The organism is Pseudooceanicola lipolyticus, assembly GCF_002786325.1.
Taxonomy (GTDB): domain Bacteria; phylum Pseudomonadota; class Alphaproteobacteria; order Rhodobacterales; family Rhodobacteraceae; genus Pseudooceanicola_C; species Pseudooceanicola_C lipolyticus.
The window spans coordinates 1-15,005 of sequence record NZ_PGTB01000100.1 but is presented as its reverse complement, the minus strand read 5'-3'; the positions used below and the strand labels follow the sequence as shown (position 1 = coordinate 15,005).

Sequence of the window (15,005 nt, the reverse complement as noted above, 5' to 3'; positions counted from 1 at the left end):
CCTCGTCGGGCGGTGGCAGGCTGTCGGCGCCGGCCTCGATCACCACCCGGCAGGTGGTGCAGCGGCCCCGCCCGCCGCAGAGCGAGGTATGCGGCACCCCGTTGGCGCGCGACATTTCCAGCAGCGTCGGCCCCCTGGGCGCGGTGACGGCGGGGCCGTCGACATAGTGAATGCGCACCGATTTGCGCCGGATCAGCAGCTTGCGCAGCAGATAGACCGCTGCGACCAGGGCCAGGATCATCCACAGCACCACGGTCAGCGCGGTTTCGATCCGCGCGAGCCCGGCAAAGGCGGCGCTGTCGGGCCAGTTCACCACACCCATCAGCTCGGCCCGCTGCGCCGCGTCGGCCAGCGCCAGCGCCACCCGCCGCCCCTCGGTCAGGAACCCGGTCAGGGCAAAGCCCGGCACCAGCACCGACAGGGCGGTCAGGACCGGATTGGCCCGCTGCCACCAGGCGGTGCCGCGCAGCCAGAAATGCAACCCCATGCAGCCATGCGTCCAGACGATCAACAACAGCAGGCTTTGCAGCCAGGCATCGGGCGTGCCGAAGATCAGCCCGATCAGGTAAGCCGGGGAATCGTCGACCGCATAAAGCTGATGCGCGGCGCGGGTATAGATCACATGCGGCAGCAGCAGCAGCGGAATCACCAGGCCCAGCGCGATCTGCACGGCCTCCCAGGCCGGCATTTTCAGGGTGTTGCGCCGCGCCAGCCGGGTCAGCGCCAGCCCGGCATGCACCAGCAGCGCGGCATACAGGACAAGACCACCCGGCAGGCTGCGGGTGACGACCTGCCGCCAGTCCTGCACGCGGTGCATGAGGTCGGAGGAAAACAGCCCCAGGCCGATATTCAGGAAATGGGTCAGCACGAAGGCGAACAGCACCAGCCCCGATGCGATCCGCAGCCGCGTCGCCCAGTTGCCCCGCCAGAGCGCGCTCATGTCCCTCTCCCGGATCGGCCGCCGCAGGGCTGCAAGGTGCGCCGTGCGCCACGCCGGGTCAAGGGCGCGTGAATGCGGTTCCGGCCGCCGCCGCGTTCGGCTAGCGTGGCGGCAAAGGAGATCTTCGATGACGAATCCGCTGCTGGCCGACTGGGCCACACCCTTTGCCCTTGCCCCGTTCGACGCGATTTCGGACGAGGATTTCGCCCCCGCGCTGGAGCAGGCGCTGGCGGCCCACCGCGCCGAGATCGACGCCATCGCCGCCGATCCGGCCGACCCGAGCTTTGCCAATACCGTCGAGGCGCTGGAGGCGGCGGGCACGGCGCTGGACAAGGTGCTGTCGGTGTTTTTCACCGTCGCCGGCGCGGACAGCAATCCGCAACGCGAAGCCTTGCAACGCGACTTCTCGCCCCGGCTTGCGGCGCATTTTTCCGAGATTTCGGCCAACAAGGCCCTGTTCCGGCGGCTTGCCGCGCTGTGGGAGCAGCGCGACACTTTGGACCTGACCGCGGAACAGGCGCGGGTGCTGATGCTGACGCATCGCAATTTCCTGCGCGCCGGCGCGGCGCTGGAGGGCGAAGCAGAGCAACGGATCAAGGCGATCAAGTCGCGGCTGGCCACCTTGGGCACCGAATTCACCCAGAACCTGCTGGCCGATGAACGCGACTGGTTCATGGAACTCTCCGAGACCGATCTGGAGGGGCTGCCCGGTTTCGTGGTCTCTGCCGCCCGTGCCGCGGGCGCCGAGAAGGAGGCGAAAGGTCCGGTGATCACCCTGTCGCGGTCGCTGATCGTGCCGTTCCTGCAATTCTCGCCGCGCCGCGACCTGCGGGAAAAAGCCTATCGCGCCTGGGCCGCGCGCGGCGCCAATGGCGGCAAGACCGACAATCGCGGCATCGCCGCCGAGATCCTGAAGCTGCGCGCGGAACGGGCGCAGCTGCTGGGCTACGAGAATTTTGCCGCCTACAAGCTGGACACCGAGATGGCCAAGACCCCCGCCAATGTGCGCGAGCTGTTGCTGGCGGTGTGGGAGCCGGCCAAGGCGCGGGCGCTGGCGGATGGCGCGGTGCTGGAGGCGATGCTGCGGGCCGATGGTATCGCCGGGCCGCTGGAACCCTGGGACTGGCGCTATTACGCGGAAAAGCGGCGCAAGGCCGAACATGACCTGGACGAGGCGGCGCTGAAACCCTTCCTGCAGCTTGACCGGATGATCGAGGCGGCCTTTACCTGCGCCCATCGGCTGTTCGGGCTGGACTTTGCGCCGCTGGACGTGCCGCTCTACCACCCCGACTGCCGCGCCTGGGAGGTGACCCGCGACGGCGCGCATGTCGCGGTGTTCATCGGTGACTATTTCGCCCGGGGCTCGAAACGTTCGGGCGCCTGGTGTTCGGCGATGCGCAGCCAGGCGAAATTTCCCGAGGTGCAGGCGCCGGTGGTGATCAATGTCTGCAATTTCGCCAAGGGCGATCCGGCGCTGCTGAGCTATGACGACGCGCGCACGCTGTTCCACGAATTCGGCCACGCCCTGCACCAGATGCTGTCCGACGTGACCTATGAAAGCGTTTCAGGCACCTCTGTCGCGCGCGATTTCGTCGAACTGCCCAGCCAGCTTTACGAGCACTGGCTGGAGGTGCCCGAGGTGCTGGGCGAATTCGCCACCCATGTCGAAACCGGCGAGGCGATGCCCAAGCCGATGCTGGACAAGGTGCTGGAGGCGGCGAATTTCGACCAGGGGTTCCAGACGGTGGAATATGTCGCCTCGGCGCTGGTGGACCTGGAATTCCACGACGGCCCGGCCCCCGCCGACCCGATGCAGAAACAGGCCGAGGTGCTGGAAGCGATCGGCATGCCGCATGCGATCGGCATGCGCCACGCGACGCCGCATTTCGCCCATGTGTTTTCCGGCGACGGCTATTCCAGCGGCTATTACAGCTATATGTGGTCCGAGGTGATGGATGCCGACGCCTTCGAGGCCTTCGAGGAGGCCGGCAGCGCCTTTGACCGCGACCGCGCCCGGGCGCTGGAGGCCAATATCCTGTCGACCGGCGGCAGCCGCGACGCCGCCGAGCTGTATATCGCCTTCCGCGGCCGGCTGCCGGGGGTGGAGGCGCTGTTGAAAGGCCGCGGGCTGGTGGCGGCCTGATCCGGAGGCGGCGCTGCTCCTTTACGGGGCGCCGCCTTTGGCGGGAGTATCTTGCAAAGCGATGAAAGCCGCGGGTCAGTAGCCGAGATCGCGGTCGACCAGATGCAGCAGGGGTTCGCCGGCCTCGCCACGCCGGACGTTTTCGGCGATCACTTCGCTGGCGGTGTCGGGCCGGGTTTCCGAGGCGATATGCGGCGTGATGGTGACCCGCGGATGTGCCCAGTAGGGATGTTCGGGCGGCAGCGGCTCGGTCCGGAAGGTATCAAGCGTGGCATGGCCGACCCGCCCGGATTCGAGCGCCGTCAGCAGCGCGGCATCGTCGATCAGCGTGCCGCGCCCCGGATTGAGGATCACCGCGCCCTCGGGCAGGTGGGCCAGCGTCGCGGCCGTGAGAATGTCGCGGGTGGCCGGGGTGTCGGGCAGCAGCAGCACCAGGATCTCGGCACGTTCCAGCGCGGCGGTCAGCCCGTCGGCGCCGTGCAGGCAGGTGAGGTTCGGGATGGTGCGGGCGCTGCGGCTCCACCCGGCGGTGTCAAAGCCAAGCCCGGCCAGGGTTTCGGCGCAGGCGCGGCCCAACTCGCCCAGACCCAGCACGCTGACCCGGCGGTCGCGCGCCAGCGGCGGCACGTTGTGCGTCCAGCGGCCGTTCAGCCCGTGAATATAGGCGTCGAGGCCCAGATGGTGGCGCAGCACATGGCCGGTGACCCATTCGACCATGCCGCGGGTCAACCCGTGATCGACCATGCGCGCCAGCGGCACGCGCAAGGTCGGGTTGTTCACCACCGTCTCGACCCCGGCCCAGAGGTTGAGCACCGCTTTCAGCCGCTTGAAGGGGGTGAAATCGCTGATCTCCTGGCTGGGGGCGTAGACGATGTAATCCACCGTTTCAGGGGCGTGTTCGGGGCTCAGGTCATAGGACAGGCCGGCGGCGTCCAGCGCGCGGCGCAGCGGTGCCTCATAGGTGGCCCAACGGGTCGCATTGGCGGCGAACAGGATATTTGTAGTCATTTGAAGTCTTCTAATTGGTGCGCCCGCGCGGGCGGTGGATATGGGCGCTCTGGACCAGCCCGAAGGCGGCGAGCAGGACGAGCATGGCCGAGCCACCATAGCTGACCATGGGCAGCGGCACGCCGACGACGGGGGCCAGGCCCATCACCATCGACATGTTGACCGCGAAGAACAGGAAGAACGTGATCGCCACGCCCAGCGTCACCAGCGAGGAATAGCGGTCGCGGGTGGCCAGCGCGGTAGAGATGCAGAACACGATGATCAAGGTGTAGAGCGCCAGCAGCGACATGCCGCCGACGAAGCCGAATTCTTCGGCCAGGGTGGTGAAGATGAAATCGGTATGTTTCTCGGGCAGGAAGTTCAGCCGGCTCTGGGTGCCCTGCATGAAGCCGCGCCCGGTCCAGCCACCCGAGCCCAGGGCGATTTTAGACTGGGTGATGTGATAGCCGGCGCCGAGCGGGTCCGACGAAGGATCGAGGAAGGTGTCGATGCGACGGTACTGATAGTCTTTCAGCAACTGCCACTCGGTACCGCGGCTTTTGAACACCGCGGTGATCAGGCCGACGCCCGCGGTGATCACCGCGGCGAAATAGCTCCAGTGCACGCCGGCCAGGAACATTATGCCGCCGCCGGCGGCCAGCAGCAGGATCGAGGTGCCGAGATCGGGCTGGCGCAACACCATGTAGGTGGGCAGCAGGATCAGCAGCAGCGGCACCAGCACCCAGAACGGGTGCGAGATGCGTCGCGCCGGCAGCCAGTCGTAAAACGCCGCCAGCAGCATCACCAGGGTGATCTTCATCAGTTCGGAGGGCTGCAGCCGCATGAAGCCGATATCGATCCAGCGCTGGGCGCCCTTGCCTTCGATCCCGACCAGTTCCACCGCCACCAGCAACAGGATCGACAGCAGATAGGCCAGCACCGACATGTTGCGCCAGAACCAGATCGGCACCAGCGCGATGAACAGCATCGCCGCCATGCCCAGTGCAAAGCGCATCATCTGCGGTTCCGCCCAGGGCATCAGCGACCCGCCGGCCACCGAAAACAATTGCAGAAAGCCGACACAGGCGACGCTGACCAGCAACAGGGTCAACGGCCAGTTCAGATACAGCACCTTGCGCAGCCCGGTGGGGACCGTTTTGACGTTATATTCGAGATAGCTCATGCCCGGTCGCTCGCGCCGCTCTGCCGGTTGTGGCGTTCGCGCTGCAGCTTCTCCTGCTGTTCGCGCATCTTCTCGCGATCGGCGGTGGGATAGGCCTCGAGCGGCGGAGTGCCTTTATACAGCGCCTGCAGCATCACGTCGCGGGCGATCGGGGCGGCGGCGGTTGACCCGCCGCCACCGTGTTCAACCACCACCGACACCGCATAACGTGGCGCCTCCAGCGGGGCGAAACAGACGAACAACGCGTGGTCGCGCCGCTCCCAGGGCAGGTCGCGGTTGTTGATCACCCCGGCGGCGCGTTCGGCCTTGGTGATGTTGCGCACCTGGCTGGTGCCGGTCTTGCCGGCCATCTGGAAGCCCTCGGCGATGATCCGCGAGCGATAGGCAGTGCCGCCGCGGCCATTGGTGACCTCGTCCATGCCGCGGCGCACCTGGCGCAGGTGGTTTTCGTTGATGTCCAGCGGCTCGCCGCGGCCGCTGGGCCGTTCGACACCGTTGACAGATTTGACCAGCCGCGGGGTGACCGCGCGGCCGGTGGCGATGCGCGCCGCCATCACCGCCAGCTGCAACGGCGAGGCCAGCATGTAACCCTGGCCGATCGCCGCGTTGGCGGTGTCGCCGACCAGCCAGGTCTGGTTGTGCACTTCCTGTTTCCAGGCGCGGTCCGGCGCCAGTCCACGGGCCACAGCCGACATCGGCAGCTCGTGCCGCACGCCCAGGCCCAGCCGCCGGGCCATCGACGAGATCGCGTCGATGCCGGTCTTGATCGCCACGTCGTAATAATAGACATCGCAGCTTTGCTTGAGCGAATCCTGCAGGTTCATATGGCCGTGGCCGCCGCCCTTCCAGCAATGGAAGCGGCGGCCGGAAATGCTCAGGTAACCCGGGCACCAGACGGTGTCGCCAGGTCCGACCACCCCGGCCTCCAGTGCCGCGAGCGCCGTCACCATCTTGAAGGTGGAGCCGGGCGGATAGGTGCCCTGCACCGACTTGTTGGCCAGCGGGCGGTACTTGTCCTCGGTCAGCATCCGGTAATCGGCGACCGAGATGCCCTGCACGAACAGGTTGGGGTCGAAGCTGGGCGCCGAGGAAATCGCGCAGAGATCGCCGGTTTCGCAATCGATCACCACCGCGCTGGCGCTTTCGCCGGCCAGCCGCGCCTGCACATAGCTTTGCAGGTCGGCATCGACGGTCAGCTGCAGGTCGGCGCCGGGCTGGCCCTCGCGCCGGTCCAGCTCGCGCATGACGCGGCCGGTGGCGTTGACCTCGACGCGCTTGGCCCCGGCCTTGCCGCGCAGCAGGTCCTCTTCGCGCGCCTCCAGCCCGACCTTGCCGATCTGGAAGCGCGGGATGCGCAATACCGGTTCCGGATCCTCGATCTGTTCCAGGTCGTAATCGCTGACCGGGCCTACATAGCCGACCACATGGGCCAGGTCGGGCCCGTGCGGATAGACCCGGGTCAGCCCGACCTCGGGGGTGACGCCGGGCAGGGCGGGGGCGTTGACCGCCACCCGGCTGATATCTTCCCAACTGACCCGATCGGCCAGGGTGATCGGCAGGAACGGCGGGCGGCGGCGCATTTCGTCCAGCGCGCGGTTCAGCTCGTCCGGATCCAGATCGACCAGCTTGGCCAGGTTGGCGATCGTGGTGTCGATATCGCCGGCATCCTCACGCACCATCACCAGCCGATAGCTGGGCACGTTGCGCGCCAGCGGAATGCCGTTGCGGTCGAACAGCTCGCCGCGCGAGGGCGCGATCAGGCGGATATTGACGCGGTTTTCCTCAGCCAGCAGTCGGAATTCATCGGCCTGGTCCACCTGCATATAGCGCATGCGCATGCCCAGCGCCCCGACAAAGCCCAGCTGCAGGCCACCGACAACCAGTGCCCGGCGGCTGAGCTTGCGGTGGGTCTGTTCGATCTCGCGGGGGTTGCGTTTCATGCCGGGCGTTCCCCGCTCTCGCCGGGGGTCGGCTTGCGCACGCCGAAGGTCAGCTGTGTCACCAGCACCACCAGCGGGTAGACCAGCGCGGTCAGCACCATCTGCACCAGGCTTGGGCCCAGCGGCGGTGGCGGCACCAGCAGCAGGCCCAGCACCAGCCGGTTCAGCAGGGTGATGGCGATGATGGTGATGCAGACGGCAACCCATTCGGCGGCAAAGCTGCTCTCGCCCGGGGTATAGGTGCGGTATTTCAGATATTCACAGCCCAGCACCACCAGCAGCGCCATCAGCCCCGGTGGCCGCTGGAACAGCAGATCGGCCATCAACATCACCACCGCGATCACCAGCACCGGTACGAAATCGGGCCGCCGCACCACCCAGGCCAGGGTGAAGGCCAGCAGCAGATCGGGCGGCGCCCACCGGCGCGGCACGGTTTCCAGCGGGATCAGGTGGAAAAAGACGATCACCAGCGCCAGGCCGATATAGGCCAGTCGCATGGTCCAGAGATGGGCGACCGAGCGTTCAGCCATCGGTGGCCTCCGCGCCGCTGGCCTGCAGGGTGTCGCCGGGGATCACCACCTGGCCGGGGTCGTGCACGGTTTCGGTGCCGTAATGGCGCAGCACCCGCAGGTATTCCAGCCGCTCGTAATCGGCCGCCAGCCGCACCCGCAGCCGCCCGGAGGGTGCCGCCGCAACCTGTCCGATCAGCAGACCGGCCGGAAACACGCCGCCATCGCCCGAGCTGATCACCCGGTCGCCGGGGCGCACCATGTCGGGATTTTCCAGGAAATCCACCACCGGCGCCGCCGTGTTGTCGCCGCGGATCAGCGCGGTTTGCCCCGACGGCTGGATAATGGCGGGGATCGAGCTGGCCGCGTCGGTCAGCAGCAGCACCCGCGCGGTGGTTGCGCCGGTGCCCGAGATGCGGCCGACCAACCCGATGCCGTCCATCGCCGCCCAGCCATCAACGATGCCATCGCGCGCGCCCACGTTCAGCAGCACCGATTGCCGAAAGGGCGAACCGCTATCGGCCATCACCACGCCGGTGACGAAGGTCAGCCGCGGGTCAAGCCGCACATTGTTCAGGTCGAGCAGGCGGGCGTTTTCCTGCTCCAGCTGCAGCGCCGCCTCTTTCCAGGCCTGCATCTGGCGCAATTCACTGCGCAATTCGCGGTTCTGTTCGCTCAGGCGCTGATAGCTCTGGAAATCGCGGACCAGGTTGATCGCGCCGGTCACCGGCGCCAGCGCCCAGTCCATATTGGGCACCACCCGGTCGGTCACCTGGGCGCGAAACCGTTCCACCCGCGGGCTGTCGATGCGCCAGACCAGGAACACCGCAACCAGGCACAGGCAGATCACCCCCAGCATCATCCGACGCAGGGGGCCGGTAAACTCATCCCGCTGTGATCGGTCCTTGGCCAACAGGTGCCCTCTTGGCGGCTATTCCCACGGGGCAGAAACTAAACCCAAGGGTGCGCGCCTTAGCTGTCGTAGTCAATCGCGTGGCGCAACTGCTTTTCGTATTCCAGTGCCTTGCCGGTGCCCAGCGCCACACAATTCAGGGACTCGTCGGCGATCGACACCGCCAGCCCGGTCTGTTCGCGCAGCGCCAGGTCGAGATCGCCCAGCAGCGCGCCGCCGCCGGTCAGCATCACGCCGCGATCGACGATATCCGCCGCCAGATCGGGCGGGGTGGCTTCCAACGCGGTCATCACCGCTTCGCAGATCTGCTGTACCGGCTCGGCCAGCGCCTCGGCCACCTGGGCCTGGCTGATCTCGATCTCTTTCGGCACGCCGTTCAGCAGGTCGCGCCCGCGGATATGCATCGAGGCGCCGCGCCCGTCATCGGGCATCCGTGCGGTGCCGATCGAGGTCTTGATGCGCTCGGCGGTCGATTCGCCCACCAGAAGGTTCTGCTGTCGGCGCAGATAGCTGACGATCGCCTCGTCCATGCGGTCGCCACCCACGCGAACCGAGCGCGCATAGACGATGTCGCCCAGGCTCAGCACCGCCACCTCGGTGGTGCCGCCGCCGATGTCGACGACCATGTTGCCGGTCGGGTCGGTGATCGGCATGCCGGCCCCGATGGCCGCGGCGATGGGTTCGGCGATCAGCCCGGCGCGCCGTGCGCCCGCGCTCAGCACCGATTGGCGAATGGCGCGTTTTTCCACCGGCGTGGCGCCATGCGGCACGCAGACGATGATCTTGGGTTTGGAAAAGGTCGAGCGTTTATGCACCTTTCGGATGAAATGCTTGATCATTTCCTCGGCGGTGTCGAAATCTGCGATCACGCCTTCGCGCATTGGCCGGATCGCCTCGATCGAACCGGGGGTGCGGCCCAGCATCAGCTTGGCGTCCTCGCCCACGGCCAGGACCTTCTTGACCCCGTCCTTGACGTGATAGGCCACCACCGACGGCTCGCTCAGGATCACCCCGCGGCCCTTCACGTAAACCAGCGTGTTGGCGGTCCCCAGGTCGATTGCCATATCCGCGGTAAACAGCCCGCCGAGTACGTCGAAAATACCCATGAAGGTCGATCCTGCCCAATATATTGCCAATTGGCCCGCGACTCATGCATCGGCCTCAGGCGCGACAGTTATATTCGCCTGTCTGGGCAGGTAAAAGGCCAGATTAAGGAGCAATCCGCGCCTGGCCGCCGGGTTTGTGCCGCATTGGGCGCCCGGGCCGGCGGAATGGGCATTTGGGCGGGATGTGGCGGATGTGATCGGCGGGAAAGCGCCTTTTTTGATTTTGCCGCGCCTAGCCGGTAAGCCGGGTGAACGCGCGACCCGGCCCTGTCACGAAAAAACGGGCGCCGCTTGTGCGACGCCCGTTTCAGGGTTCGAATTGCTTCGAAAGCGGATCAGGCGCGGGACTTGCGGCGCAGAACCGTCAGACCACCCAGCGCACCAATCAGCAGCAGGCCGCCGGCCGGCAGCGGCACCGGTGCCACGGTGTCGGACAGCGGGGCGATCGGCGAACCGGTAAAGGTCACGCCGGTCGTGGTGCTGTTGCCCAGGCCGAGCGCGATCGTCGGGTCCAGAGCAAAGGTCAGCTGCGAGCCCTGCGAAAAGTTGATGATGCCCGAATCTTTCCAGGTCAGAACGCCGCCGCTGATGACGCCGCCGATGGTGCCGACGATGGCGGAACCGGTGGTCGAGCCAGCAGACGGGTCGGGGCTCGAAAAGGCCAGGGTGACCGAGACGTCGTATTTCTCACCACCAAAACCCTTGCCGACGGTCCAGTCGATGAAATTGTTGACGCGCAGGCTGTCATTGGCGCTCGTGGCGGTCCACGGTGCCAGGTTGACTGCGTCCGAGTGGAAACTGGCGGTCAGGCCACAGCCCAGGCACAGGTCGAGCTTTTTGGTCAGGGTGATGTCCGAACTTGCAGAATCGAACACGAAGGTCGGGAAGGTTGCAGCATTGGCCAGCGAGGCGATGCCCGAAACGATCACGACCGCGGCGCTTAGCGCCAGGGATTTGAGTCTCATGTTTTCTCCAAACGATACTCAGAACGGTAACTCCCGCCCGCAGGCGAGCAAGGGCAATGGCGCCCAAGCATTTCATCGCCTAAGAAATCAGCGCCGGCAATAGATTTAACATCGCAACTAGGGCGCAGCCCGAAATATTTTGGGAGTATATCTATATGTAGTATTTTTGGGAAAATTCGATACTACATGTGGATTCTTGCGGCGGTTGTATTTGAATGTAAACGGAAACAATCCCGGGATCTCCCCCGGGATTGTTCAATTGGCTGATTTGCCAATTAATGCGCCGATGTCCTGTTTCCGACGGGCCGGGGCCCGGGATTCAGGACACGTCTTTGTAAGAGATTTCGCGCCGGTCGCTATCCGGCCCGGTCTTGGCGCGGCGCACCACCAGGCGGTTCAGCGCATGTACATAGGCGCGGACCGAGGCGACCACCGTGTCGGTATCGGCGGACTGGCCCGAGAAGATCCGCCCGCGTTCTTCCAGCCGGACCGAGACCGTGGCCTGGGCATCGGTGCCTTCGGTCACCGCGTGCACCTGGTACAGCTGCAGCCGCGCCTCGTGCGGGAACAGCGCCTTGACCGCGTTGAACGAGGCGTCAACCGGGCCGTCGCCGGTCTGGACGGTGTGCTTTTCCTCACCATCCACCAGCATCACCAGCTCGGCGCTTTGCGGGCCTTCGGTGCCGCAGACCACCTTCAGCGACTTGATCTTCAGATGGTCGCTTTCCGGGTCGGCGGTAACCCCGACCAGCGCGATCAGGTCGTCGTCATAGACCTCTTTCTTGCGGTCGGCGAGTTCCTTGAAGCGGACGAAGACATCCTTCAGCTGGTTGTCCCCCATCTCAAAGCCGAGGTCCTTGAGCTTGGCACGCAGCGCGGCGCGGCCGGAATGCTTGCCCATCACCAGGTTGGTATCGGCCAGGCCGACATCCTCGGGGCGCATGATCTCGAAATTCTGCGGGTTCTTCAGCATGCCGTCCTGGTGGATACCGGATTCATGGGCAAAGGCATTCTTGCCCACCACGGCCTTGTTATACTGCACCGGGAAACCGGAGACCGCCGAAACCCGGCGCGAGATGTTCATGATTTTGGTCGAGTCGATGCCGGTGGTCCACGGCATGATGTCGTGCCGCACCTTCAGCGCCATCACCACCTCTTCCAGGGCGGTGTTGCCGGCGCGTTCGCCCAGCCCGTTGATGGTGCATTCGATCTGCCGGGCACCGCCGGCAACCGCGGCCAGCGAATTGGCCGTCGCCATGCCCAGGTCGTTGTGGCAATGGGTCGAAAACACCACCTCGTCGGCGCCGGGCACTTCGGCGATCAGCCGGCGGATCAGGTCGGCGGATTCCACCGGCGCGGTATAGCCGACAGTATCGGGGATATTGATGGTGGTGGCGCCTGCCTTGATGGCAATTTCGACCACGCGGGCCAGGTAATCCCACTCGGTCCGGGTGGCGTCCATCGGCGACCATTGCACGTTGTCACACAGGTTGCGCGCATGGCTGACCGTTTCATGGATCAGGTCGGCCATTTCGTCCTGGGTCAGGTTCGGGATCGCGCGGTGCAGCGGCGAAGTGCCGATAAAGGTATGAATCCGCGGCTGTTTCGCGTGGCGGACTGCCTCCCAATTGCGGTCGATATCCTTGAAATTGGCCCGGCTCAGGCCGCAGATCACCGCGTTCTTGGCGATTTTTGCAATCTCGGAGACCGCGCGGAAATCGCCTTCGGAGGCGATCGGAAAGCCGGCCTCGATGATGTCGACGCCCATGTCGTCAAGCAGGCCGGCGATTTCCAGCTTTTCTTCGTGGCTCATCGTTGCGCCCGGCGATTGTTCGCCATCGCGAAGCGTGGTGTCGAAGATCACCACGCGATCTGTATCGGTCGGTCGGGTCATGTCGGTACTTTCTGTTCTATCTGTCCTAGGGCCAATGGCGCGCTGGCGGCATCCTCTGAGCGGGCGCGCCGGATGGCACGCTCAGAGGCGCGTTAGGATCAGTAGGCCACGCAGGGCCGCGCCGCGGGCGGCGGGCAGGGACAGGATATGTGCGTGGCTGGTCATGCCCCGGTTATAACGCGAAGATGGCAAATGGGAAGGAAAAATCGCGACCGTGCAAACCTTGAACAATCGTGCGCCGATCCGGTCAGTTTCTGAACGCCGAGTCACGTGGCCAATCGGAATCTGGCAATTTTGAGGCACCGGTTTGTTGTTGACGTCGCGGCGTTATCAAGAATTTTCCGTTTTTTTGACCAAGCTTAGCCGTCATCATCCCACCATATTCTCGCGACCCCTCCGAACGGAGCGGGCAAACCTTTTATGGACATCTGTTCCGCACGATGATTGCCGACCTGAATGCATTTCCAGCGGGTTGTCTCGCCTTTGACCTTCGTGATCCGGCGGTCCTGACCATTGTCTTGACCTGTGGCGGTCTGCTCTTTGCCTTCCTGCGGATGCGCCAATATCCGAATACGCTCGGCCATCGCTGGTTCCAGATTGGCATCGGTGCGATGGCGCTCTGGCTGGTGGCCATCGGCCTGCAGATTTCGAATGACTCGCTAAGCTGCAAAATGCTGTGGGAAGAGGTCGCCTGGTTCGGCGTGGTGCTGATGCCGACCGTCTGGGCGTTTTTTCTCTACGAATATGCGCTTGGCCGCAAGGTCAACCGGCTGCTTGGCCTTGCCGGCACGCTGGTTGCGCCGGTATTGATCACTGCTGGCACGCTGACCAACGCCTATCACGGCCAATTCTACGGGCTCGACTCGCATCTGGTGACCGAAAACGGGCGCACCTTTGTCGAGTTCTCGCTGGGTCCCCTCTATTACATCGTTGTCGGCTATCTCTACGCGGTCGTTGCCGTCGGCCTCGCGCTGGCCTTTATCCCGACGCTCAAGGCCCCTGCCGCGGTGCGCAGCTTTGTCAAGAAACTGCTATTTTTGACCTCGCTGCCGGTTCTGGCCAACCTGGCCTACATGCTGGGCGGGGTCACCGTGGCCGGCCTTGACCCGGCGCCGTTTGCGTTTTCGGTGTCGCTGGTCGGTCTGGTCTGGTTGATGGCCGATGATCGCTGGGTGGATATCACCGCGATGGGGCGCGAGGTGCTGTTTCACAACTCGACCGATCCGATCCTGATCATCGGGCTGGACGGGCGGCTGTGCGATGCCAGCCCGGCGGCCCGGCGGCTGTTCGCGGCCGATCGGCTCCGGCCCGGCGACCACCTGACGCAAACCTCCGATATCGGTCAGCTGGTGCAACGGGTTCTGTGTGACGGGTCCGACTTCGTGCCGCCGACCATTCAGCGTGGCGGCTACAGCTTTGTGCCGCGCATCTATCCGATCGACCTGATGCACATGAAATCCAAGCTGGGATGGATCATCACCCTGGTCGATGTCACCGCGCAGGAAACCGCGCTGCAGCAGGCGCGCGCCGCCGACATTGCCAAGACCCAGTTCCTGTCGACGGTCAGCCACGAGCTCAGAACGCCGCTGACGGTGATCAATGGCGCCATCCGGCTGATGAACAAGGGAAACCTGGGCGCCGATCAGGTGGAACGCCTGATCAAGATGACCAGCGACAATGCCGAAACCCTGGCCAAGCTGGTCGATGACCTGCTGGATGTGCAGCGCATCGACAATGAAGGCTTCAAGCTGAAGCGCGAAAAGCTTGACCTGAACCCGCTTGCGGAAACCGCTCTGTCGCGGATCCAAAGCTATCAGTCGCAGAAATTCATCGCGTTTTCGCTGGAAACCGACGGCGCGGCGCTGTGCGTCGACGGCGATCCGCAGCGGCTGGGGCAGGTTCTGGCCAATATCCTGTCGAACGCAATCAAGTTCTCGAAGGATCCCGGAGAGGTCCGCATCCGTTTGTCCCGCACCGATACCACGGCGGAAATCCGGATTTCGGATAACGGCATCGGCATCCCGGAAGAGGCGCGCGACACCGTGTTCGGCCGGTTCACCCAGGTCGAGTCGCCGGGGTCCCGCACCCGGGGCGGATCGGGGCTGGGCATGCATATCTCGCGCCAGATCCTCAGACAGCACGACGGCACCATCGATTTCGAAAGCGAGGTCGGCAAGGGCACCACCTTTATTGTCACGCTGCCATTGTGGCAGCCGCAGGAGGCGGCGCTGGTCCAGGGGGAAGACGACGAAGCGGCACCGATGCGCAAAACCGCGAGCTGAGGCGGCGGCGCGGCCCCGCTAGGCCGCCGGACCCAGCCGCGCGAGGATCGGCGCCGGATCGCCCAGCGCCATCGCCCCGCTGATATATCCGCGTTCGCCGGCGATGCGGGTGGCAACGAAGGCATCGGCCACCGCTTCGGGCG

At 65.2% G+C, this 15,005-nt stretch carries 12 protein-coding genes; 2 read left to right on the top strand and 10 right to left on the bottom strand.

Annotation, left to right across the window (positions count from 1 at the left end; genetic code table 11):
- Positions 1-940 (bottom strand): 2Fe-2S iron-sulfur cluster-binding protein (locus CVM52_RS17860; RefSeq protein ID WP_133119891.1); only part of this gene is annotated, 940 nt, incomplete at its 3' end.
- A 127-nt stretch (positions 941-1,067) separates the two neighbouring features.
- Here CVM52_RS17860 and CVM52_RS17855 point away from each other — a divergent pair.
- On the top strand, positions 1,068-3,083 hold the full coding sequence (locus CVM52_RS17855; RefSeq protein WP_100163814.1) for a M3 family metallopeptidase: 2,016 nt from the start codon (positions 1,068-1,070) through the stop codon (positions 3,081-3,083).
- A gap of 75 nt (positions 3,084-3,158) precedes the next feature.
- Here CVM52_RS17855 and CVM52_RS17850 read toward each other — a convergent pair whose 3' ends face one another.
- From CVM52_RS17850 to CVM52_RS27755, 9 genes are all read right to left on the bottom strand, one after another.
- Complete coding sequence (locus CVM52_RS17850) at positions 3,159-4,091, bottom strand: 2-hydroxyacid dehydrogenase (protein ID WP_100163813.1); 933 nt, start codon at positions 4,089-4,091, stop codon at positions 3,159-3,161.
- A 10-nt stretch (positions 4,092-4,101) separates the two neighbouring features.
- On the bottom strand, positions 4,102-5,253 hold the full coding sequence (gene rodA, locus CVM52_RS17845; protein WP_100163812.1) for a rod shape-determining protein RodA: 1,152 nt from the start codon (positions 5,251-5,253) through the stop codon (positions 4,102-4,104).
- Positions 5,250-7,193, bottom strand: a complete 1,944-nt coding sequence (gene mrdA, locus CVM52_RS17840) for a penicillin-binding protein 2 (protein ID WP_100163811.1) — start codon at positions 7,191-7,193, stop codon at positions 5,250-5,252. The genes rodA and mrdA overlap by 4 nt, the downstream gene beginning before the upstream one ends.
- Positions 7,190-7,723 (bottom strand): rod shape-determining protein MreD, encoded by a 534-nt coding sequence (locus tag CVM52_RS17835; protein WP_100163810.1) that lies wholly within the window; start codon positions 7,721-7,723, stop codon positions 7,190-7,192. The genes mrdA and CVM52_RS17835 overlap by 4 nt, the downstream gene beginning before the upstream one ends.
- Positions 7,716-8,615, bottom strand: coding sequence for a rod shape-determining protein MreC (mreC, locus tag CVM52_RS17830; protein WP_100163809.1), 900 nt, complete (start codon positions 8,613-8,615; stop codon positions 7,716-7,718). The genes CVM52_RS17835 and mreC overlap by 8 nt, the downstream gene beginning before the upstream one ends.
- A gap of 59 nt (positions 8,616-8,674) precedes the next feature.
- Entirely contained in the window at positions 8,675-9,721 is a 1,047-nt protein-coding gene (locus CVM52_RS17825; RefSeq protein ID WP_100163808.1) for a rod shape-determining protein, read from the bottom strand.
- Positions 9,722-10,056: 335 nt separating this feature from the next.
- A complete protein-coding gene (locus CVM52_RS17820) occupies positions 10,057-10,686 on the bottom strand; it encodes a VPLPA-CTERM sorting domain-containing protein (protein ID WP_100163807.1) in 630 nt (209 codons plus the stop codon).
- A 319-nt stretch (positions 10,687-11,005) separates the two neighbouring features.
- Positions 11,006-12,580: a 2-isopropylmalate synthase gene (locus CVM52_RS17815; protein ID WP_100163806.1), complete on the bottom strand. Its 1,575-nt coding sequence runs from the start codon at positions 12,578-12,580 to the stop codon at positions 11,006-11,008.
- 359 nt (positions 12,581-12,939) lie between these two features.
- Positions 12,940-13,164 carry a hypothetical protein gene (locus CVM52_RS27755; protein WP_172721033.1) on the bottom strand — a complete coding sequence of 75 codons (225 nt, stop codon included), beginning with the start codon at positions 13,162-13,164 and terminating at the stop codon, positions 12,940-12,942.
- Here CVM52_RS27755 and CVM52_RS17810 point away from each other — a divergent pair.
- A complete protein-coding gene (locus CVM52_RS17810; protein WP_240620992.1) occupies positions 13,135-14,862 on the top strand; it encodes a sensor histidine kinase in 1,728 nt (575 codons plus the stop codon). The genes CVM52_RS27755 and CVM52_RS17810 overlap by 30 nt on opposite strands.
- The last annotated feature ends 143 nt before the right edge of the window (positions 14,863-15,005 follow it).